We start from the raw sequence: 23,123 nt of genomic DNA on the forward strand, positions 1-23,123 counted from the left end.
ATAATGAAAAAAATCCCGAGTAGTAAGGTAAGCCCGAAACCGCCAAAATTCAATTTTGTGTGGCTTATGATTGCCATGTTTTTAGGTTTTTTTGCCTTACAGTACGTTTTTGGAGAAAGCCCAGCTAAGGAAGTTAGCTATAGTGATTTTGAGACACGTATGTTGAATACAGGCGCTGTAGAGCGTCTTGTCGCCTATAAAAAGAATGATCTTGTCGAAGTGGAGGTCTATTTAAAAAAGGGCTGGAAAGATAACCCAAGTTTTAAAGACGCTACAAAAGCTGCTGATCCGCTTCCAAGTCTATCAGGACAGGAAGACAAGGGGCCACAATATATTTTTAAGGATGCTTCGCCTGATGTTTTAGAAAAGAAATTAGCTGCTTCACAAGCGGAATTAACGCCAGGTACACCAAAAGTCCAATTGACTTATGATGATCGTTCTAACCCTTGGGCAAGCTGGTTTATCACGTTTATGTTGCCCTTGTTGGTATTGGCTGCCATCTGGATCTTCTTGATGCGTCGTATGGGCGGTGGTGCTGGCGGCGGTGGCGGTGCGATCTTTAATATAGGTAAATCTAAGGCGACGTTGTTTGATAAAGAATCGCAGATCAATATCACATTTAATGATGTTGCTGGTCTTGAAGAGGCGAAACAAGAAGTTATGGAGATTGTGGATTTCTTAAAAAATCCACGTAAATACACCAATCTAGGGGGTAAAATTCCGAAAGGCGCTTTGCTTGTAGGGCCTCCGGGAACGGGTAAGACGTTATTGGCTAAAGCTGTAGCCGGAGAGGCTCAAGTGCCATTTTTCTCATTATCCGGATCTGACTTTGTCGAAATGTTTGTGGGTGTAGGTGCATCGCGTGTTCGCGATTTGTTTAAGCAAGCGAAAGAGAAAGCGCCATGTATCATTTTTATCGATGAGATTGATGCTATAGGTCGTGCTCGTGGTAAAAACTCGATGATGGGCGGTAATGACGAGCGTGAAAATACATTGAACCAATTGTTGGTGGAGATGGATGGTTTCGGTACGGATTCGGGGGTTATTATTTTAGCGGCTACTAACCGTATCGATGTACTGGATACAGCATTGTTGCGTCCCGGACGTTTTGACCGTCAAATTTCTATTGATAAACCGGATTTGATTGGCCGTGAGCAAATTTTCAAAGTGCATCTAAAGCCGTTGAAATTATCGGCTGAGGTCGACGCAAAAAAATTATCGGCGCAGACACCTGGTTTTGCGGGAGCTGAAATTGCCAACGTGTGTAACGAAGCAGCCCTTATTGCTGCCCGTAAAAATAAACCAGAGATTGATATGCAGGATTTTCAGGATGCCGTTGATCGTGTGATCGGTGGTCTTGAAAAGAAAAACAAAATCATCTCTCCGGAAGAGAAACGTATTGTAGCTTATCATGAGGCTGGGCACGCTATTGCGGGCTGGTTTTTAGAGCACGCCGATCCTTTGGTGAAAGTGTCAATTGTGCCGCGTGGTGTCGCTGCTTTGGGTTATGCACAGTATCTTCCCCGTGAACAGTTCTTATATACGACAGAACAGCTTATAGACAGTTTATGTATGACTATGGGAGGTCGTGTCGCTGAAGATATTACGTTTGGAAGAATTTCAACAGGTGCTCAAAATGACTTAGAGCGTATCACGCAACTTTCGTATGCGATGATTGCAATCTACGGTATGAATGATAAAGTTGGAAATGTCTCTTTCAGAGACAGCTCCGAAGCCTCTTTCCAAAAACCATATTCTGACAAAACGGCAGAGCTGATTGATGCTGAAGTTCGTAACTTGATCAACGATGTTTATGCACGTACCAAACAGTTATTGTTGGACAAACGTGAAGGTTTGATTAAAATAGCAGAAAAGCTATTGGAAAAAGAAATTCTTTTTCAGTCGGACTTGGAAGAGATCTTAGGTAAACGCCCATTTGAAACGAAGACTACTTATGAGGAGTTTGTGAATGGTGCTGATGGTGGTGGAGTTCCACAGACAGATCTACCGTTGGATGTTCGCCCGGACGAAGCGCGATCTAGTGAAGGACAAGGTTCAGAAACACCGTCAAATAATTTGAATTAATTTGAATGCTGCAGCGCTAGAGTCATCTAGCGCTGCATTTATATAGATATGCGCCATGAACGTGAAGAACGCAACAGCGAAGGAGGTAATGTTAAAACGGGTACGTCAGGCATTACTACAGAAAAACGATAATCCACATCCCAATTTCAAAGAAACAGCCCTTTATAAAGAAGAGGACGAGTTGGTGGATATTGTTTTTGTCCGCGAATTGACTGCTGCAGGAGGCAAGTTTCTCTATTGTGATGGCGAAATCGGTCTGATTGAAAATTTGATTTCATTGACTGAGGAGAATAATATTAAAAATATATACGCTTGGGAGCAAGGCGTTCAAAATCTACTCAGTCCATATGGTTTTCCTTTTTTAAAAACAGAGCGCGATTTTGAATTGGCAAACGCAAGCATCACATCCTGTGAAGCATTAGTTGCACGTAATGGCAGTATTATGGTGAGTAATGCAAATGCTTCAGGGCGCCGGTTGAGCATATATCCACCAATTCATATTGTTATTGCCAAAGCCTCGCAACTGGTGTGGGATCTAAAAGATGCTTTAGCCTATATGCAGAAGCGTTACGGTCAGGAAATTCCGACGATGATTTCGACAATTACTGGCCCTTCCAGAACGGCCGATATTGAGAAAAGATTGGTTTTGGGGGCACATGGACCAAAAGAACTTTATGTTTTACTTTTAGAGGATCGATTCTAGGAATTACTATGCTATTGTATTATCTAACTGAAATGCCTGTTGCGAGTATTATTTTCTTTTTTACACTCGCTACCAGTATCTATACATTTTCACATGAACAACTTTACGGCAAGCTGATGTTGCATCCGTATAGTATCGCGCGTAATCGAAAAGTATATACTATCCTTACCAGTGGTTTTGTCCATAAAGATTGGGGGCATTTACTGTTTAATATGCTTACCTTCTACTATTTTGCATTTGGTTTGGAGCGTATACTTGCAGAGGCGAGTCCATATGGTCATATTTTATTTGCGGTGATCTATATCGGTAGTTTAATCTTGAGCGATATACCGACGATCATCCAACAGAAGAATAGCCCCGGTTATTATAGTTTGGGCGCTTCTGGAGCGATCTGTGCGGTCTTGTTCAGTTATATTCTTTTCGACCCGAAAGTGACCATTGGTGTGATGATGATTATACCTATGCCGGCTTACCTGTTTGCGTTCTTATTTTTGGGCTATTGCATATGGGCATCGAAAAAAGGACAAGATGGTATAAACCATGATGCCCATTTCTTTGGTGCATTGTCAGGTCTGATCTTGACGATTATCTGTTTCCCTTGGGTTATTAAGCATTGTTTGGCGCAGTTTTAGAATTTTCCGCCCCAGGTTTCCCGGTCTAAATTTCTGTATTGGATCGCTTCAGCAAGATGATGGTTCTCGATGTTTTTACTCAGCTCCATATCAGCGATTGTACGAGCAACCTTGAGTATTCGATCGTATGCTCTTGCGGATAGGCTGAGGCGTTCAATCGCCGTTTTAAGTAACTTCTTTCCGTGCTCATCAACCTGACATATTTCTCGGGTCAATTGTGTACTCATCTGGGCATTACAATGGATGTCTGGCAAAGAATCGAACCGTTCCTTTTGAATTTCGCGTGTCTGAATGACCCGACTTCGCACAGTGAGGCTGTCTTCGGCTTTATGTGTTGTACTCAGTTGGTCAAATAGTACAGGTGTCACCTCAATATGCAGATCGATACGGTCTAAAAGAGGTCCCGATATTTTACTTAAATAACGTTGTACCGTGTTACTGCCACATATACATTCCTTTTCGGGGTGATTGAAATAGCCGCAGGGACAGGGGTTCATGGCGGCAACGAGCATGAAACTCGCCGGATAATCCACCGTGAGTTTTGCCCTTGATATGGTAATCTGTCGTGATTCAAGAGGTTGGCGCATGACTTCCAATACAGTACGTTTGAATTCCGGTAACTCATCAAGAAACAACACGCCATGATGTGCCAGTGAGATTTCACCTGGGAGCGGATTGGAGCCTCCACCTACCATGGCGACGTCCGATATGGTATGATGGGGAGAACGAAATGGCCGTGCAGTCAAGAGCGACTCTTTGGTTTTCAGATTTCCAGATACAGAGTGTATTTTGGTGGTTTCTAAAGATTCAGTCATATTGAGGGGTGGGAGGATCGTCGGTAATCTTTTTGCCAACATCGTTTTTCCTGCGCCGGGGGGACCTATTAAAATGAGGTTATGGCCGCCCGCAGCTGCAATTTCAAGGGCTCTTTTAATATTCTCCTGTCCTTGAACATCCGAAAAATCGACATCATAATGATTTGTATTGCTCTTAAAGAAACTTTGAATATCAATTTTTGTGGGGTCAATATTTATCCTATGGTTTAGGAAGTCAACAACTTGGCTGAGGTTTTCTACACCTATAATATCGATTCCCGAAACAATAGCGGCTTCCCTTGCATTCTCTTGTGGTAAAATAATCCCTTTAAAGCCTTCCTTCAAGGCTTGTAAAGTAATGGGTAAAATACCGCGTATAGGCTTAATGCTTCCATCTAATGATAGTTCGCCTAAAATGAGATAATCGGCCAAAAGCTCATTTGCCATTTGTCCGGAGGATGCGAGTATGCCGATTGCGATTGACAAGTCATAGCTGGAGCCTTCCTTACGGAGGTCTGCGGGTGCCAAGTTGACAACAATCTTTTGGCGTGGCATGTGAAGTTGACAGGAAGTAATGGCACTTTCGACACGTCTTAAGCTTTCTTTTACGGCATTGTCAGGCAATCCTACGATATAATAATGCAGGCCTGTAGACACGATTACCTCAACGGTAATTGTGCAGGCATTAATCCCATAAACAGCACTGCAATAGGTTTTATTTAGCATAATTTTTATAATGGGTTGATTTAAAGATACTAAAAATCCCAAAGGGTTAATAATTGTTTGGTGAATTATTGAAAGTCAATCAAAATTTATTAAAAAATGATTATATTGGAAGATATAGTTTCTCGTAAATAATGGATTAAATGCCGCATTTGGCAAACGATTTGCTCTGTTAATTGTATTATACACGAGGACTAGTTTCATCGTAATAGAATTAGAAATTAAAACGAAAAAGAAATGAATGACACAAGTAAAGTAGCTTTGGCGTTGTTAGCGGGTCTTGCTGCAGGTGCAGCTTTGGGAGTTTTATTTGCTCCAGACAAGGGGTCGGATACGAGAGATAAAATCAATGATTCATTAAGCGATTTGAGTGATGCTATTCGTGAAAGAGCGGAAGAACAGTTCGATCAACTGAATGACTTTAAAGAGAAGATTGTTTCTACATTGAAAGGGAAATTAAATCAGAGCGAAGAAGTGCTAGATGATGATATCATCGAACATGCATAATCCGCAGATTATTCATTGGAATAATTGGTGTAGAATACATATTATCAGGCTATTTCTAGGGATAGCTGTCTGACGAACTATTTACTCCTTATGCGTAGAGAGTGGATTTGTGTTGGCATCCTAGGATGCAGCGTTTTCGTTTTTTAAGCTAGCGGTTGAAATAGCCTGAATAAATTTTAGATGCATGGAAGAAGAAAAATTTTCACTTAGCGGTACGTTTCAAAAAACCAAAGAGTATGTTGACTCTCAGTTTAAGCTTGTCAAATTAAAGACAATCGAACGGTCGTCCAGATTGATCGCTAGCCTTGTTGTTGATGCGACAAAGTTGATTTTCACGTTGTTCGTTCTGTTTTTTTTGTGCTTGGCACTGGGTTTTTGGCTCGGGGAGCTATTGGGAAGCTATTCACTGGGCTTTTTGGCGACAGCAGGTATCTTTTTAGTGATTATCATCTTAATACGGGTTTTTGAGCCTATGCTGGAATCCAAATTTATGGATCTGTCAATCCGCCGTTTTTTAGCGAAATGGAATGACGAGATCGAGGAAGAGGAGGAAGAATTGCACAAGGAAAAACTTGACAGAGAAAGGGTTACAAATGAACAATAAACAGACTAAAATACGTAATCTGCAGGAACTTAAAGCTGAGATTTCCCGTTTAAAGACATTAAAAAACGAACAAGAATCTTATCTTAAGGCTCAATTTACCTTGCTCAACAATAAAATAGAGGCTCCGATTCGTTTCTTCAATACCTTAAAAGATAATATACCGGGGGTAAATATCGTCCAGCAGTTGTTTGCGAAAAGTAGCAATCCAGATTCCGATTGGCTAACGAAGACCTTACGTATCGGCGTGCCCTTTGTTATGAATAGGTTGTTCCTAAAAAATACGGGCGTTTTAAAGAAAGCGCTGATGTTGCTGTTATCAGAGCGTGCTGTCGGCCAGATCAATCAAGATAAAATCACCAGTCTCATTGGTAAATTAACAAGCTTTATTCGTCCCAAGAAAAAGAAGAAAAATAAAGCTGCCCAAGCGGAAAATGTAGTTATCAAGGATGAGGTTAACGAGTACGGCATTCCTTCCTATAGCGAGACTTACTAATGCAATCGTGTTGGATTTATTCGGAAGCGTTTGCTTCTTTCTTTAAAAAATCCGCATAAGCTAGTTGAATGCCTTCCCGGAGGTTAACTCGATGTTTCCAGCCCAGCGCATGTAGTTTTGAGACATCCATGAGTTTTCGCGGCGTTCCGTCAGGTTTGGAACTATCGAAGGAAATAGCTCCCTGGTAACCGATGACGTCTTTAATCAATTCGGCAAGTTCTTTAATGCTTATGTCTTCGCCAATGCCAATGTTGACAAATTGTTTCTCGTCATAATTATTCATTAAGAAAACGCAGGCATCTGCCAGGTCATCCGAAAAAAGAAATTCCCGTAAGGGGGTCCCTGTTCCCCAGATCATAACTTCAGGGAGCTGATTGATTTTAGCTTCATGAAATCTTCTGATCAAGGCCGGTAAGACATGTGAATTTTGCGGATGGTAGTTGTCGTTAATTCCGTAAAGATTTGTTGGCATAACGGAGATATAATTGCATCCATACTGATCCCGAAAGGCTTCTGCCATTTTTATTCCCGCGATTTTAGCAATTGCGTAGGGCTCATTTGTAGGCTCCAGTGTGCCCGTGAGTAGCATATCTTCATTCAAAGGCTGTGGAGCCATTTTTGGATAGATACAGCTTGAGCCTAAGAACATTAATTTTTTAACCTTATTATCGTAGGAAGATTTGATGACGTTATTTTGTATAGCCATATTCTCGTATATAAAATCAGCGCGATAGGTGTTGTTCGCCATGATCCCGCCAACTTTGGCTGCGGCTAAGAAAACATAGTCCGGTTTTTCCTGATCGAAAAAATCAGCGACCGCTTGCTGGTTGCGCAAATCTAATTCCGAAGATGTGCGTGTGACAATGTTATTGTATCCAAGCTCCGATAATTTGCGATGAATTGCCGATCCGACCATTCCACGATGGCCTGCTATATAAATTTTAGCGTCTTTCTCCACGATAAGTTATTGATTCCTGCAAACTTAGATAAATTGCTTTTTATATGCAATATAATTCGCCCGTGTGGATGCAATTTATGGATTACTGTGTATGCTATCGGACGTCGGATTGTTCTGTAATTGCCGGTATTGGTGCTGTCTCTCAGATTTATTTTTTTTAGCGGGAATATAAGGTTATTTTTGCGGGATATTTATTAAAAAATGGGAAAGGACAAACTACGTAAATTTGCTGAAGTTGCTACTTTTGAAAATGTAATCCAACTCGACGCAGGCAAAGAATATAAAGGAAAATGGGCTGAGAAGCAATTTGGTAATACTAATCCGATTGTTTTGGAGCTTGCTTGTGGTAAAGGTGAGTATACTGTTAATCTAGCGAGATTGTTTCCGGAGAAAAATTTCATCGGTATCGATTTTAAGGGTAATCGTATTTGGCGGGGAGCCAAAACAGCTTTGGAGGATGGAATTCGGAATGTTGCTTTTCTTCGGATACAAATTGAGACTATTCTTGAACATTTTGCTGAAAATGAAATTGATGAAATCTGGATTACCTTTCCGGATCCGCAACCACAAGATAGCCGTGAAAAGAAACGATTGACCGGGCCAAAGTTTTTGGATCGTTATAAAGTCATTATGAAGCCTGAAGGAATGATGAATCTGAAAACAGATAATGATGGTTTTTATGCCTATACATTGGAGCAGATTGATCTACAGAATCTGAAAAAATATAAAGAAACGACAGATCTTTACCATTCGGACTTAGTGGATAATGTTTTATCCATCAAGACATACTACGAACGGAAGTATTTGGCACATGACAAGAATATTAATTATGTGAAGTGGAGTTTCGAGAAGGCTTAAGCCTTAACGCTTCTATTGTAATAAAGAGCCCAAACTTTCGTTTGGGCTCTTTTTTTTTCTTCCGGGGGTGTGGATCTAAAGGCCTGATCGCTCGATTTTAAGCCTTATTGGCAGCTGCGCCCCTTGGTGGAATCTATTTTTTCGTATTATACATGAAGGTTGTCCCATGCTTTCTGTATTGTTTGCATATTGTAGTATATATATTGGTGAGAAGTCCTAATAGCTGCTAAAAGCAGCTGAGAAATTTGCTTAAAACTTTCTTGGAATACCTTCTTCCCTACAGTTGCAGTAATTTTATATGTCCTTTAGGTTCACTTGACTCCTGTGTTGTGTGTTCTGATGTGCGGTTTTAAATAATTTCGATTTATTTCGTTTTTTAGATATTATTAATTATTTTCGATTTGGAAAATAAAAAATAACCAAAAGAAAGAGCACTTTATAGTGTGCCTAATGCGTGATAATCCCTTCATAGTGGGCTTCAAAGCATTTTACTAAAGATTGAAACAGTAATAGTGTGCCTAAAGGAAATGCTATTCGAAATAATTGTTAACAAAAAGAAAACATTAAGTTAAAGCAAACTTTTTGTTAGGGATATATTTTTGTGCCAAATTGAAAATTAACAATTTACACCAATAACTATGTTTAGTATTAACCCTATCCAAATTAATCTAAGGCACTCCTCCTCGAAAGTGCTATTTGTGGCCTTAGCAATTGCCTGCAATATGGATGTAGCTGGGGCAGCGGTTCCATTAGAACGGGGCCACGGCGTTTTTCATTATTTTAATCAGGGGAAGATTAAAATCAAAGGAAAAGTTGTAGATAATAAAACCAAGGAGCCATTGGCTTCAGTATCGATACTTTCAGGTGGGGTGACGAAGGGTTCTACGGATCGAAATGGTAATTTTGAGGTAGATATCGAAGCTGGGGGGAAAGTCCGTTTTCAGATGATCGGATATGAGGCTCAAACAAGGGCATACGATGCTGCGCAAACAAATGTTCACATTGGTTTAAATCCAACATCTGAAGCACTTGAGGAAGTTGTTGTCACTGCATTGGGGATTAAAAGACAAGAACGAGAATTAGGGTATGCCACCACGGTTGTAAAAGGAGAACAGTTGACTGATGCACTATCCAATAACTGGAGTGACGCATTGTCGGGTAAAGTGGCAGGCTTGAACCTAATGCGTTCAAATGCTGGTCCTACGGGGTCGACTAAGATTATTTTAAGAGGCGAAACGAATTTAAACGGCGATCCTGGGGCATTGATCGTCGTGGATGGTGTCGTTGTGAATGAAGGGAGCGGACGTAAGACGGCAAATTCGGGAGAAAGTGCTTATGGTACAGGATCAGACAATATGCCGGCAGACTATGGGTCTGGCATAGATGATCTTAATCCTGAAGACATTGAAAATATAACGGTTCTAAAAGGGGCCAGTGCAGCGGCGTTGTATGGTCAACGGGGTGCCAATGGGGCTATTATGATTACGACCAAATCTGGAGCAAAAGGTAAAAAAGGCATTGGAGTTACGGTAAATTCAAATACCTCGCTAGAAGCCATTAATCGAATGCCCGATTTACAGTATGAATATGGACAGGGGCTTGACGGTGCGGATTATTACTCTTATGGTACAACGGAGGACGGCGCAAGTACATCGGGAACAAGTTCAGCCTATGGACCGAAATTTGACGGCCAATATTTTTATCAATATGATCCGGTTACGCAAACAGTGGGTACGGAACGTACCCTTTGGCGTCCTTATAATAATTTGAAGTCTTTCTTTGATGTCGGAAAAACATTCACTAACTCAGTCAGTATAGATGGGGGAACGGATAAAACATCAGCGCGGTTTTCTGCAACCAATGTAAACAATACTTGGATCGTGCCAAATACGGGTTACAAAAGAAATACGGTTGCATTGTCGGTTAATTCAAAAGTGAGCGACAAACTACAGATCAATGCTAAGGTAAATTATACAAATAAATGGTCTGATAATTTACCAGGAGCTGGATATGGAAATCAGTCGCTGATGTATTGGTTCATTTTTTGGCAGCCCAATGCTGATATGAATTGGTTGAAAGATTATTGGGTGCAAGGAGCTGAAGGGCAGAAGATCAAATACCCATTTTCTTCTTATCCTGAAAATCCGTATGCCATATCTCGGGAGTTTATAAATGGTACCGATCGCCATGGGGTCACGGGAAATGTTCAAGCGAGCTATCAGTTTAATAAACATTGGAATCTGATGTTACGAAGCTCTTTGGATATGGCTTACGAGAATAGAGAGCAAAAAAGACCATATGATGCAGGTGCGAAAATGCCATATGGTAGTTATCGAACTCAATCTATTTCGTCGCGGGAAACCAATTTGGATTTCTTATTGAAATATGAAACGGAGATAAACAAAGACTGGAAAGTGACGGGGACTATCGGTGGTAGCACAAATGATAACCGTTATCATAAAGATGAAATGCGTGCAGATTCGCTGACTTATCCTGGGGTGTATGTCATGGCTAATGCAAAAGGGCCTATTCTTAACTTACCTTATAAAAGTCATGTGCAGAGGAATGGCCTGTATGGACTATTTACAGCAGCTTATAAGAATTTCTTGTATGTAGACGGGACTTATCGTATTGACTGGGCAAGTACATTGGCATCTGCAATGGCACCAGATAAGAAAAAATATTTTACTTATCCGTCGTTAAATGCAAGCTTAATCGCTTCAGAATTATGGAAATTGCCCAAGGCAATTAATTATGCAAAATTGAGAGGCTCGATTTCAGGTGTAGGAAGTGGTGGCGATGATCCATATACTATTGATTTTTCTTATGAAAATGCAGGTGGTCAATATCCTGGCGGGTTACAAGTACCAACATTAATTGTAAATCCTTACTTACAGCCCTTACGTACACAATCTATCGAGTTTGGTACAGAGGTGCGTATGTTTAAGGATAGATTTGGTTTTGACCTTGCTGTTTATCAGAGTAATACAAGAAATCAACAGCTAAAAAGGACGATAGATGCTTCGACTGGTGGTCGGCAGAAAGTTGTCAATGCAGGGGAGGTTAGAAATAGAGGGATAGAGTTGGCCATGGATGGCACACCAATTAAAAATAAAGATGGATTTAATTGGAAAGTATTCGCGACATTCTCCATGAATCAGAATAAAATTATGTCGTTGGCAGATTCGTCTATGATTCTTCAGACCGGACCTGTGGCAGGTGGTCAGTTGGTGGCGAAAGTAGGTGGTTCAATGGGCGATCTATACGGTATTGGTTATAGAAGATCTCCGGATGGACAAATTATTTATGATAGTAAAACCGGTGTTGCTTTATTGACTGATGATGTGGTTTACTTAGGGAATACGATCCCTAAGGGAAAAGTAAGTTTGGGCAATGAATTTAGATATAAAGGTTTCCGGTTAAACTTATTATTTGATGCACAATTTGGTGGGGTAGCACATTCCTTGACACATTATAAATTGGCAGAGCAAGGAAAAACTAAAAATACGCTTCCTGGACGTTATAGTGGAATTATTGGGAATGGTGTTGTTCAAAATCCCGACGGTACCTATCGCAAAAATGATGTCATTGCAACAAATGTTGATGAATATTACCGTTCTCATTATGGGCAGGATAATGCTGAGGGAAGTACCTTTTCTACAAACTTTATCAAATTTAGGGAAGCTCGATTTGATTACTCCTTTTCCAAAGCTTTTGTTAGCCGCTTGAAATTACAAAAAGCTTCAGTTGGTGTTTATGGAAGAAATCTTGTGATTTGGTCAAACTGGCCAAACTTTGATCCAGAATTTGGTACGTTGTCGGGGACTGACATTGTCAAAGGATTTGAAATTGCTCAATTTCCTTCTACAAGGACGTACGGTTTTAACTTAGTTGTAGGCTTTTAACAATATAGACAATGAAACAATCGTTCAATTTTATAGGGATGGTCCTAATTGCCGTTGCAATGTTTTTGCAATCTTGCGATAAAAATTTTGAAGAAATTAATACAAATCCAAATAACAGTGTAAACGCTTATCCGTATCAATTAATGCAGCCTGCATTTAGGGATCTTGTTGCGTCCAATATGTCTCGTAATCGCTCATTAAATAATGAGCTGATGCAGGTCACGGTTAATATCAGTGATGGAGAATACCGTGTGTTCCGTTATGATATACGTAATACCGTCTCTGACGGACCTTGGAATTCCATGTATCCCGAGCTGAAAAATGTAAAAGAAATTTACAGATTGGCTGATGGAGGACTCAATGATAATGCATCTTATCGTGGAATATCTTTAATCATGCAAACTTGGGGATTTTCTATCCTGACCGATACCTATGGCGATATTCCTTATACAGAAGCATTAAGAGGATTGGGTGAAGATATCCTGGAGCCTAAGTTCGATACACAAAAGGAAATTTATCTGGATTTCTTTAATAAGTTAGATTCTGCCAATGTATTATTATCAAAAAACACGGCAATCAAAGGGGAATATGATCCGATTTACAATGGAAATGTCAGCAGATGGCGTAAGTTTGGAAACTCGTTATTTTTACGATTATTGTTAAGAGCTTCCGGGCAGACTGATCCAGCAGTTGCGACATTGGTTCGCTCAAAAATTAATGACATTTTAGTGAATAATGCATCTTTCTATCCCATTATGTCAAGTAATGACGATTCTGCTATCCTACGTTGGACGGGCATGTCTCCCTTGATTTCTCCATTTATGGAGGTGAGAGCACAGGACTTTCGTCAAGCATCTTTAGCAAATTTTTTTATTGATCATTTGGTTGCCTGGAACGATCCACGAATTAACATTCCGACCTATGGTTCAAACGGTGTAAATCGTTTGGGAATTGCACCGGTCAGTGGAAATTTCGTTGGTATTCCAAGTGGTTATGCTCCTGGCGAGGGTTGGGAACGTCAGTCCTATTTTTATTCTTATGATCAAACCGTGAATAATATTCCTGTGAAAACCATGATGAACGAGCCATTGACAGGAATGATCATGAATTGTTCGGAATTGCAGTTTATTAAAGCAGAACTGGCATTAAAAGGATTCTATGCAGATAAGGTCGGCGACCTTTACAAAGATGGTGTTATGAAAGGTATTACGACCTGGCTTCCAACCTATGCCGAGCCTATTGAAGAATATTTAAATAATGGCGATATAAATTGGGATGATAACAACAGTTTCGAGAAAAAGATGGAAATGATTCATCTACAAAAATATTATGCCCTCTTATTTGTAGACTGCCAGCAATGGTTTGAATTTCGGAGGACAGGTTACCCTTTGTTGCCAAAGGGAACTGGTTTAAAAAATGGAGGCGAGATGCCTGCCCGCTTGAAGTATCCAATTTATGTCCAATCGGCAAACCCTACAAACTATAAACTAGCTATCGCACAGCAAGGGGCTGATGAGATTAATACGAAAGTGTGGTGGCAGAGATGATAATGGGTTTTATAATTTTAATGCGTAGATAATGAAAAAATATATTTTTTATATAATAGCGGGATTCATGGGCGCGTTTGTTCTTGGTTCTTGCAGCAAAGACGGAAATTATCCTGGCGGGATGGTTAGTTCTTATATCGGTATTTTCGACGTCAGAAACATTTACAAGGGACAGCCTGTACAAATCAATCAAGATAATTTGGACGGATCTACAACAATTGCTGGAGTCGTTGTTTCGGACCATCGCGAGGGAAATTTTCCGGATGGATACCTGGTCATCCAAGATCGTAGACGCTTACGCCAGCTACGTGGTATTACCATACCCTTGGGAAAGGCGGCAGAAAATTATGTCATAGGAGATTCCTTGGAAATCAATATCGTGGGCAGTGAGTTGACGCGGGAAAATGGTATTCTGCAGTTAAAAAACATTGCCGAATCAAATATCGTAAAGATTGCTTCGGATAGGCCGATTCCCAATAATCGCGTGACTGCGAAAGATATTTTGGCAAATCCAGATAAATATGAAAGTACGTTGGTTGCAATTGTAAAGGGCGGTTTTAATCCTTTGCCTGCTGCTGGGGATATTTTAGAGGGGCAGAAAATTCTGAATGATGGATTCGGTAATTTAAATTTGGAGACCAAATCATCGGCAAAGTTTGCTAAAAGGAATTTAAGTGTTTTGGCTAATTATTTTGGTGTGATCTTTAATAAACAGGATTCCGAGGGAAAGCTCATTCCTTATGAGGTCTTGCGTAAAGAATCGGATATTCAGGAATTGAGCTCGGTAATTGAACATACCTCTGTGGCTATTTCTGGTTTTGCCAGCGATGTAAAAGGTGGGGATGGAAATTATGAATATGTTCAGCTTTTAGCAATTGAAGATATAGACTTTTCAAAAACGCCTTATGCTGTCATTGTTAGTAACAATGCGAATGCTTCTACACCAACTGGTATCCCTGCAAAAGGTTGGGCGACAGGAGGAATGCGAACGTATAAACTGAACATTACTTCTGGCACTGTTACAAAAGGCCAGTATTTCTATGTAGGTGGAAAATATAAATTAATTAATGGATCGAGTTCAACAGATATTTCGAATGCAAAATGGGTGGTAAATTATGACTATGTTGCAAAAGATGGTTTCGACGGTATTGGAACTAAAACTGGTGGGCTAATGGCTAATAGTGGTAATGCATTTGGCATTGCAGTATTTAATACGACTGCAGTGACAGAAGCAACAAAACCGGTGGATGTGATGTATATTTCGGGCGGCGGAGCATTGACCGATGGAACGAGGGGATATCGTATTACAAATAATGACTTTTATGATGTCATCGATCCCCTATCCTTGAAGTCACAGCCATTTTTTATGGCGGGAACCAATACGATCTTCTTAAAATACAATACGGCTGACGTAGGTTATTTTGTTAGTTTGGGTGGGGTATACAACACATCGTTAGCACGATGGACTTCTGCTCGATCTCAAAATAACATCGAGATGACCAAGGCTTCCACGCTGAGTGAAATCGAAAATGAGTTGTCAACGAAAATTGAACAATAGGTTGTATAAATAAAGGGGCTACAGCCCCTTTATTTATTCTATAGAAGCATGTCATTCTCCAAAAATTGGTAAAGCTAAAACATATTTTTATTATCTTCATTATATAACTATAAACGAAGACTTATGAACTTAACAGATTTAGTTACAGGTGGAGTAGGCTCTAAAGCGATAGAGACTATTTCAAAAATTACTGGTGTCAGTGAATCTAAAGCCAAGTGGATTGTAGCAGCGGCAGTTCCTTTGATGATTGCAGCATTGAATTACAATGCGAAAAACAAAGGGCAGGCTGAAAATATTGATAAGGCTATTGACCAGCATAGCAATAGCGGGATACTCGACAAAATTGGAGATTTCTTTGGGCAGGGGGGAGCAGAACAGGGCAGTGCGCAAAATGTTTCTGAAGACGGTAATAAAATTGTCAACCATATGTTCGGCCAAAATACCGAAGTCGTGACACAGCATATAGCGGATAAAGCAGGCTTGAGTTCTTCTCAGGTGACGGGGGTACTGGCCACACTTGCACCTATCGTAATGGGGTATCTAGGGCAACAAAAGCAGGCTTCAAGCGGCGGTGGGATTGGTGATCTGATCGGCTCTGTACTTGGTGGTGGAACACAACAAAATGCAGGTGGCGGTATGTTGGGTGGTATATTAGGCTCTTTTTTAGGCGGTAGCCAAGAAGAACAAGCGCAAGCAACTGAGCAACCGACATCGGGAGGTAGTGTTACCGACATGTTGGGCGGATTGGCAGGCAGTTTTTTTGATAAAAATAATGATGGGCAGGCGAAGGGCAATATTCTTGATTCAATCGCCGGTATGTTTGGCAAGTAAACTTTGTTAGGCTATTATTCGTCTTGATAAAAAGCTAGTATGGGATTAAGCTAAGATGGTGCAGATCCTAAACAGGAAGCGGTCGGAAGTTCTACACTTCCGACCGCTTTCTGTTTGTTCAATTTGTATTAATCTTCGGCCGATACTTTCGGTGGAAAATTTTTATGTTTTCTTTTGCTGATTTTGTCAATATTGACGGGTTGAGGTACCTTGACATAATATCCTGTTCCGTCATATTCACGTTTATTGGGATTTTCCTTACATGCTGGTGAACAGCATCCATCCATCTCCCAGCCGCACTCATCACATTGTGTGAAATGTTCATTACAAGTTGGGTTGGCGCAGTTGATCATTTTGGTGGTTTGCTTGCCACAGTTAAAACAAGTTGATACCACGGATGGGTTGACAGAATTTACATCGACAGTAACGCGATTGTCAAAGACGTAGCATTGACCTTCAAAATCTTCACCACCGGCTTCCTTTCCATATTTAATAATGCCGCCATGTAACTGATAAACATCCTCGAAGCCTTCTTTTAACAAGAGAGCAGATGCCTTCTCACATTTGATACCGCCTGTGCAGTACGTTAATATTTTTTTTCCTTTATATTGTTCGAGCTCTTTGATTTTCTCCGGGAACTCGCGGAAATTGTCAATATCTAGGGTAACAGCATTTTTAAAATGACCAACATTGTGCTCGTAATTTGAGCGTACATCCAATACGACCACATCCTCTTGGTCTTTCATGGCCAAGAAATCTTTCGGTTCAAGGTGCACACCGGTTTGACGGTTGGGATCAATTTCTTTTGGATCTCTCAAACCAGAGTGAACGATTTCGGCTTTGTAGCGACAATGCATTTTAATGAATGATGGTTCATCTACATCGTCAATTTTGAACTCTGTTTTATTGAAACGACCATCGGCATAAATGGCATCCATATAGCTTTTACAGGATTCTACAGTACCCGAAACAGTTCCATTAAGACCTTCATCAGCTACAATGATACGGCCGACTAAGTCCAGTGATTTACAAAATTCTAAATGATCTGATGCGAATTTTTCGGCATCCTCGATAGGGCTGTAACAATAGTACAGCAAAGTTTGATATTGTGTCATGATATTCATTGATACCGCTGCAAACGGCGTTTAATGCTAAAAATAAATTTACTGCAAAGCTACGAAAAATAATAAGTGGAATAAAATGACTCTCGTCACCTTTTCTTCAAAGGTTCGAGGAGGTATTCCAAGCCATTAAGCTTTATTTCATAGAGTGTCGCTAACTGCTGGCCTAGTTTTCCCTTTGGAAAGCCTTTTTGGTTATACCACACAAGATAGGGCTCAGGAAGATTACATAAGGTGTATCCCTGGTATTTGCCAAATGGCATCTTGACTGTAACAAGCTCGGTTAAAATTTCAGGATTCAACATTAGTCTTGAGGTTTTCCATAATTAAGACGGTACCAAATCGCTTTTAGCGCAATGATGCCATGATTGAATAAATTGGGAATGGCTCCATAGTACCGTTTGAATATCGCAAAGCGCTCTTTCAAGGATTCCTGATGTCTTTGTTTTGACATTCCGCCAACAAGATACCGGGCAACATATTGCTGCGCATTGACCGTTTTTTTTGCCTTTTTGGCACAACGAATAACCCAGTCAATATCAGCGCATAATTTATAATTTAGATCGTAGGGCTCGGCGATTTCCCGCTTGATGTAGATCGCCTGATGGCATATATTCATGCCATAGCGAAAGCTTTTCCAGTCGAAATGAGCCGGAACCTTATGCCTCCGTTCACCAATAATATTCCGATTGTCGTCCACGAGGATTGTTTCGCCGTAAAGAATATCTGCGTTATCGCTCAGTTTGGCGAGGTTCTCAATGCTATTCAGATCATAGATCTCGTCTCCAGAATTTAAAAAAAGAACATAATCGCCTGTTGCTAAGGCTAAACCCTTATTCATGGCATCATAGATACCCTTATCCTTTTCGGAGAGGATGACGGCGATTTTATCCTTGTATTTTTGGATGATCTCTAACGTTCCGTCGGTTGATTGTCCATCAATGACAATATACTCTATATGATCATAGCTCTGATTGACAACAGATTTTAGGGTGTGTTCTATGTCACGCACATTGTTGTAAACGACAGTTATAATCGAAAATTTAGGATGAGCAGACATGTTTTTTATGTATTGAATTTATTTATTTTCTTCTTCAGGAATCGGATGCCACGGTCGAGTAAAGATCCTTTCCGATGGGCGTAGAAATACTTGATGGCTTCATAAGCTTGCTTGTTTTCTGAAATTTCCGTCGGAAAATACCGTACAGGACTTTCCGCTAGTGTAACCTGATATGTAGCTTCTGCAGCGGTATGTGTACCCGAACCATCGTTACCAATATTTTGCGTCATCGAATTCCTTGGATACAAAACTAACCCATTTTTTTTGAATACAGAAGCATACCAGCGTATGGCCCAAGAGTTGATCTTTCCCGCTTTAAATTCCTGCACTTGTTTCCAAAAGTTTTCTTTTCCCTCGATACTGAATTGGTGTATCTGCTCGTCCGTAAAATCCGATACAAGTTCATCGATATTAGGATTGAAATGTTGCCAGGCGCGGTCCCAGGTTGCCCAGCCCCAACTATTGGCGACCCGAAAAAAGAAGGTTTCTGGCAGTTTATTTAAATCTTTTAACGGATAGCCATAACCGCTGATCTCCATGACCCGATCTTGATCTTTATAGCGCTCCAGTGCCTGATTGAAATAGTCTAGTGCAAACACCGCAGTTTCCAGATCGTCTTCCAAAACAATAATCTTTCCATGGGCATTGACCACTTTTGTAACACCATCGATCACATTGGCCGCTAAACCCCAGTTTTCTGTTCGTTCGACAATAATAACCTCTTTGAAGTTCCAGGACTTATTGATAATCTTTCGGACTTCAGTAACGGCGGGAACAGATTTTTCGTTTTTTGCAGCATCCGAATAGATGTATAGCGTGGTCTGGTCTGCTAGTTTATTATTTTCTAAAGCTGAGAGTGTTTTTATTGTATGATCAGGACGATTGTACACAAAAAGTATGACGGGAGCAATATTGTTCATTTATCAATAGATTTTGTTGAATACTTTTTTGTTGGTCATACGGGTACGGTAAACGGCTCCTGTTTTGCCCAGCAATCTAAAAGCAATGTTTAAGTAGCTTTTTGCTTCAAAAGTATGACCTTTAAAAAATGAAGACGCCATTTTCTTTAGACTTGCCAATATTGCCATGGAAAAAGCTTTTACAAAAGTATAATTGATATTGCAATATTCTGTCAAATGATAGACAAATTCGCTTTTCAGAAAGGCCTTGCGGTCTATTTTACGTTGTTGCCTATCGTGGTAGGCTTTGGCTCCTTCAGCGAGAACAATGTTTAATCTGTAGTACTTGATGCGGTTGGCATAATCTTTATCTTCTCCATAATGAAAAAAGATCGGTGCGAAACCACCGACTTTTCGGATCACCGGATTGGGGATAAACCAAAATGCAGCATTGACGAACGTGCAAATTCGATTAGAATTTTCGATTATAGCATTTTTTGTATAGACAGCAAAACCGTAGTCCAGTGTTGTTTCGGTTCCATCGTAGTGAATAGGAGAGATAATTCCGATATTGTCTGCGTTGACCTTCAATAAGTTGGCAATACAGTCCCGATCCAGCCAGGCGTCCTGATTGACCAAAAATGCATAATCATACTCTTCTTTCAAAACAATGTCAAGTCCAATGTTGTTAGCCTTTCCAAAACCTAAATTTTCGGAACTTTCTATCAGTCGTATTGTTGGATACGTTTCTTTTATGATCTGTGTTGTGTTGTCTGACGAATTGTTGTCTACAACTAAAATATCTGTTGGGTAGCTCGAATCCAATAAGCTGGGTAAGCACTTGTGAATCCAAGGCTCAAAATTATAAGAGACGATTATGGTGAGAATCCTGGCCATCTATTTTTTTCGGATAACTGTTAGGAAATAGTGGTACAATTCCAACAAAATACTGGGTTTAAAGATTCTATTTACGATGATATAACTGCATACTGCAATTCCAATTGTACTTGCAAACCGAAGATAGAGGTTGGCGATGGCTGCGGTGGCATAATGTGCTGCTAAGCAGCTTATCGCTGCCAATAGTGCATAAGCAAAAATATCTGTTAGCAGATAACGAAATGAATAGTTCATATAAGGTTTGGCTGATATGTACCAAACGAATATCCAGAGGGCATTTAATGCCGAGGTCAATCCAATGAGCAATTCTAGGCCTAATGATTTGCCGAAAAATAGGATGGCAATTTGGAGCAGACCAAAAACGATGATATTACGCATGTAAACTTCAGGTTTCCCCTTGCTAATGATTAAGTTGGAGAAAACATTGCTTACAGAATCAAATGCGGCGCCGATACAGAATATTTGAAGAAAAATAGCGCTTTTCGCCCATTTGTCGGTGATCGCAATAGTAATAAAATCTTGTGCTACCGTGGTTAAACCCAATAACATTGGAAAGGCTAAAAAGGCTGTAAAGGAAATCAGTTTGCGAAAAACCCGAACTTGTCTATCCTTATCATCTTCTATTTCCTTTAAAATAGGCTGTGTCACGTTATTGACCATATTGGTCAATATATTTTGGGCCATGATGCTCCAACGATTTGGATTCACGGTATACCCCAGTTCTTCAGCGGTATAATGCCGGCCTAAGATCGCTGCATATATATTTTTGTTGATATTGATAAAAATATTGGTGACCAGTATTTTGCTGCTAAATCCTAAAATGTCACGAATAGGTTTAAAATCGAACTGGAAAGTAGGCCTGAATTTGGAAAAATACCAGAATCCGAGCATATTGAAACCACTATAGGAGACAATTTGGATCGCGTATGCCCAATAGGCATAGTCCTTATAGGCTAAATAAACGCCAACTATATTTGATGCGATAAGAGCAAAGGTGCCTGTGATGACCCTTTCTTTGATTTTTAAATTTCGGAAGAGGTAAGCATTGTGTGCAATACCAAAGCTACCTAACCAAAAGGATAAAAAGGTAAATCTGCTTAGTTCTACAAGTACTGGCTGATTATAGTATAAGGCGATAAGAGGAGCTGCAAAAAATAGAACGATATAAATAAATGTTCCAATCCCTACACTTGTCCAGAATACCGCGTTATAATCTTTATGTTCAACATCTTTTTTATTGACAATCCCATACACAAATCCACTTTCTTGGAACGCAGAAGCGAGAACAGAAAAGATGGTGATCATAGCGACTAAACCATAGTCTTCTGCTGTTAGCTTACGGTTTAGAAGGATGCCGAAGCCGAAGCCCAAAAACTGCTGGATGATACTGGCCATACCACCCCATAGCAGTCCTTTTGTTGTTTTTGATTTTAAAGAGTCATTTTTCGTTTGCGATGACATGCTAAATTAAATGAGCGGCAATATTAAAGTATTGCAATTGTATTCGCAAATTCTTTTAGGGAAACATCAGTTGGATTGACATCGGTAATCAAATAGGAAATATCACGTAACGGAACTACTTTCATTTTTTGAACTGAATTAAGTTTTTCCGCAATGCTCAGAATAGCTACTTTTTTTGAGCATTTAATCATCGCACGTTTGATTTGCACCACTTCCCAGTCTGAATCGGTCACCCCATCTTCTACGGAAAGAGAATTTGTTCCCAACAAACAAAGATCGACTTTAAGATCGGCCAGTTCATTAGCTACCTGGGCACCAGAAACAATGTTTGTATTGCGTGAAAGCTTACCACCAACAAGGATGACTTCAAGATTTGGCTTTTCGGCCAATTCTAATGCAACTAGCGGACTTATGGTGAAAAACGTACACTGCAGGTGATCGGGTATTGTTCTTGCTAATTCAATTAAGGTTGTCCCGCCGCCGACTAAAACGGTCATACCATTAGAGATTAAAGTGCTTGCTTTTTTTGCAATTTCTTTTTTTGCCTCTTTGGCATAAACGTTCCCATCCTGAAAAGGGAACTGAAATGATTTTGATAATGCTCCACCATAGACTTTTAGAACTTTACCATTCTCAGCAAGTTCGTTCAAGTCACGTCTAATTGTATCTTCAGACACATTCAGCTGAACACTGAGGTCTGAGGATAAAACTTTATTATGTAGGTTGATCTGATGTATGATGAATGCTTGTCTTTCTTCCTTTAACATTGGTCTTTTGGTTTTTAATCGGAATTTTAAAATTAATTGAGAAATCAGTCTAAATGTAGTGAAAATTATTCTTCCTTTTTATCAATTTTTGTTAGGCCAGCTTTGAACCTCGGTTTGAAGCCCGTAGGCTTGCTGGCAGCAGGTTCCGGTGTTTCGGTGCTATTGTTTTCAGGTTCAGCCTTTACGCTCGCATCTAACTTAATTTCGTCTTTCGTATCGGGCAGCTGTGTCTGTTCAGCAGTTTCTGTTTTGGTTACTCCGGCCTTGAACCTCGGTTTGAAGCCCGTTGGTTTACTGGCAGCAGGTTCCTGTGTTTCGGTGCTGTTGTTTTCAGGTTCAGCCTTTACGCTCGCATCTAATTTGATTTCGTCTTTCGTATCGGGCAGCTGTGTTTGTTCAGCAGTTTCTGTTTTGGTTACTCCGGCTTTAAACCTAGGTTTGAAGCCCGTAGGTTTTGGAGCGGATGTTGTCGCCTCATCAGTCGTTTCGTCGGATGCAGAAGTGCTTGCCGCTGCGTCAGGAGCTTTGGTTACTCCAGCCTTGAACCTAGGTTTGAAGCCTGTTGGTTTTGGAGCCGATGTCGATGCTTCGTCGGTCGTTTCATCGGATGCAGGAGTGCTTGCCGCTGCGTCAGGAGCTTTTGTTAATCCGGCCTTGAACCTCGGTTTGAAGCCTGTCGGTTTTGGAGCCGATGTTGTT

21 protein-coding genes are annotated in these 23,123 nt (G+C 40.4%); 11 read left to right on the forward strand and 10 right to left on the reverse strand.

Features of this window, described 5'->3' with window-relative positions:
• Window positions 1-3: 3 nt before the first annotated feature.
• From ftsH to AAW12_RS08255, 3 genes are read left to right on the forward strand one after another with little or no spacing between them, the layout of a single operon-like run.
• Window positions 4-2,085 (forward strand): ATP-dependent zinc metalloprotease FtsH, encoded by a 2,082-nt coding sequence (gene ftsH, locus AAW12_RS08245; RefSeq protein ID WP_046673131.1) that lies wholly within the window; start codon window positions 4-6, stop codon window positions 2,083-2,085.
• A 55-nt stretch (window positions 2,086-2,140) separates the two neighbouring features.
• Entirely contained in the window at window positions 2,141-2,788 is a 648-nt protein-coding gene (locus AAW12_RS08250; RefSeq protein WP_046673132.1) for a lactate utilization protein C, read from the forward strand.
• A gap of 8 nt (window positions 2,789-2,796) precedes the next feature.
• Window positions 2,797-3,420, forward strand: coding sequence for a rhomboid family intramembrane serine protease (locus AAW12_RS08255; protein WP_046673133.1), 624 nt, complete (start codon window positions 2,797-2,799; stop codon window positions 3,418-3,420).
• Here AAW12_RS08255 and AAW12_RS08260 read toward each other — a convergent pair.
• Window positions 3,417-4,961, reverse strand: coding sequence for a YifB family Mg chelatase-like AAA ATPase (locus tag AAW12_RS08260; RefSeq protein WP_046673134.1), 1,545 nt, complete (start codon window positions 4,959-4,961; stop codon window positions 3,417-3,419). The genes AAW12_RS08255 and AAW12_RS08260 overlap by 4 nt on opposite strands.
• Window positions 4,962-5,195: 234 nt before the next feature.
• Between AAW12_RS08260 and AAW12_RS08265 the strand changes: the two genes are divergently transcribed.
• From AAW12_RS08265 to AAW12_RS08275, 3 genes are all read left to right on the forward strand, one after another.
• Window positions 5,196-5,465: a YtxH domain-containing protein gene (locus AAW12_RS08265; RefSeq protein ID WP_046673135.1), complete on the forward strand. Its 270-nt coding sequence runs from the start codon at window positions 5,196-5,198 to the stop codon at window positions 5,463-5,465.
• Window positions 5,466-5,649: 184 nt separating this feature from the next.
• Window positions 5,650-6,069 carry a phage holin family protein gene (locus tag AAW12_RS08270; protein WP_046673136.1) on the forward strand — a complete coding sequence of 140 codons (420 nt, stop codon included), beginning with the start codon at window positions 5,650-5,652 and terminating at the stop codon, window positions 6,067-6,069.
• Window positions 6,059-6,562, forward strand: coding sequence for a hypothetical protein (locus tag AAW12_RS08275; RefSeq protein ID WP_046673137.1), 504 nt, complete (start codon window positions 6,059-6,061; stop codon window positions 6,560-6,562). The genes AAW12_RS08270 and AAW12_RS08275 overlap by 11 nt, the downstream gene beginning before the upstream one ends.
• Before the next feature lie 16 nt (window positions 6,563-6,578).
• Here the strand turns inward: AAW12_RS08275 and AAW12_RS08280 are convergent, their stop codons facing one another.
• Window positions 6,579-7,520, reverse strand: coding sequence for a GDP-L-fucose synthase family protein (locus AAW12_RS08280; protein WP_046673138.1), 942 nt, complete (start codon window positions 7,518-7,520; stop codon window positions 6,579-6,581).
• Window positions 7,521-7,721: 201 nt separating this feature from the next.
• Here AAW12_RS08280 and trmB point away from each other — a divergent pair, with 201 nt between their 5' ends.
• The 5 genes from trmB (at window position 7,722) to AAW12_RS08305 (ending at window position 16,219) form a co-directional block, all read left to right on the forward strand.
• Complete coding sequence (trmB, locus tag AAW12_RS08285) at window positions 7,722-8,378, forward strand: tRNA (guanosine(46)-N7)-methyltransferase TrmB (RefSeq protein ID WP_046673139.1); 657 nt, start codon at window positions 7,722-7,724, stop codon at window positions 8,376-8,378.
• Between the two features lie 638 nt (window positions 8,379-9,016).
• Entirely contained in the window at window positions 9,017-12,283 is a 3,267-nt protein-coding gene (locus AAW12_RS08290; protein WP_231585232.1) for a SusC/RagA family TonB-linked outer membrane protein, read from the forward strand.
• A gap of 11 nt (window positions 12,284-12,294) precedes the next feature.
• Window positions 12,295-13,830: a SusD/RagB family nutrient-binding outer membrane lipoprotein gene (locus AAW12_RS08295; RefSeq protein ID WP_046673140.1), complete on the forward strand. Its 1,536-nt coding sequence runs from the start codon at window positions 12,295-12,297 to the stop codon at window positions 13,828-13,830.
• Window positions 13,831-13,861: 31 nt separating this feature from the next.
• The gene (locus AAW12_RS08300) at window positions 13,862-15,388 is read left to right on the forward strand and encodes a DUF5689 domain-containing protein (protein WP_046673141.1); all 1,527 of its coding nucleotides are present in this window, start codon (window positions 13,862-13,864) and stop codon (window positions 15,386-15,388) included.
• Window positions 15,389-15,511: 123 nt separating this feature from the next.
• Window positions 15,512-16,219, forward strand: a complete 708-nt coding sequence (locus AAW12_RS08305; RefSeq protein ID WP_046673142.1) for a DUF937 domain-containing protein — start codon at window positions 15,512-15,514, stop codon at window positions 16,217-16,219.
• Between the two features lie 128 nt (window positions 16,220-16,347).
• On the opposite strand, the gene AAW12_RS08310 is transcribed toward AAW12_RS08305, so the two are convergent.
• The 8 genes from AAW12_RS08310 to AAW12_RS26475 form a co-directional block, all read right to left on the reverse strand.
• Entirely contained in the window at window positions 16,348-17,334 is a 987-nt protein-coding gene (locus tag AAW12_RS08310) for a rhodanese-related sulfurtransferase (RefSeq protein ID WP_046673166.1), read from the reverse strand.
• Between the two features lie 95 nt (window positions 17,335-17,429).
• Complete coding sequence (locus AAW12_RS08315) at window positions 17,430-17,645, reverse strand: DUF3820 family protein (RefSeq protein ID WP_046673143.1); 216 nt, start codon at window positions 17,643-17,645, stop codon at window positions 17,430-17,432.
• A complete protein-coding gene (locus AAW12_RS08320; RefSeq protein ID WP_046673144.1) occupies window positions 17,645-18,400 on the reverse strand; it encodes a glycosyltransferase family 2 protein in 756 nt (251 codons plus the stop codon). Before AAW12_RS08320 ends, AAW12_RS08315 begins: the two co-directional genes overlap by 1 nt.
• Before the next feature lie 5 nt (window positions 18,401-18,405).
• Window positions 18,406-19,320, reverse strand: coding sequence for a glycosyltransferase (locus AAW12_RS08325; RefSeq protein WP_046673145.1), 915 nt, complete (start codon window positions 19,318-19,320; stop codon window positions 18,406-18,408).
• Between the two features lie 3 nt (window positions 19,321-19,323).
• Window positions 19,324-20,196, reverse strand: coding sequence for a glycosyltransferase family 2 protein (locus AAW12_RS08330; RefSeq protein ID WP_046673146.1), 873 nt, complete (start codon window positions 20,194-20,196; stop codon window positions 19,324-19,326).
• The gene (locus tag AAW12_RS08335) at window positions 20,197-21,657 is read right to left on the reverse strand and encodes a lipopolysaccharide biosynthesis protein (protein WP_046673147.1); all 1,461 of its coding nucleotides are present in this window, start codon (window positions 21,655-21,657) and stop codon (window positions 20,197-20,199) included.
• A gap of 23 nt (window positions 21,658-21,680) precedes the next feature.
• On the reverse strand, window positions 21,681-22,424 hold the full coding sequence (locus AAW12_RS08340) for a DeoR/GlpR family DNA-binding transcription regulator (protein ID WP_046673148.1): 744 nt from the start codon (window positions 22,422-22,424) through the stop codon (window positions 21,681-21,683).
• Window positions 22,425-22,489: 65 nt separating this feature from the next.
• Window positions 22,490-23,123: hypothetical protein (locus AAW12_RS26475; protein ID WP_046673149.1), on the reverse strand; the 634-nt coding region annotated here is incomplete at its 5' end.

The sequence above is a fragment of the Sphingobacterium sp. Ag1 genome (genome assembly GCF_000988325.1).
GTDB lineage: Bacteria > Bacteroidota > Bacteroidia > Sphingobacteriales > Sphingobacteriaceae > Sphingobacterium.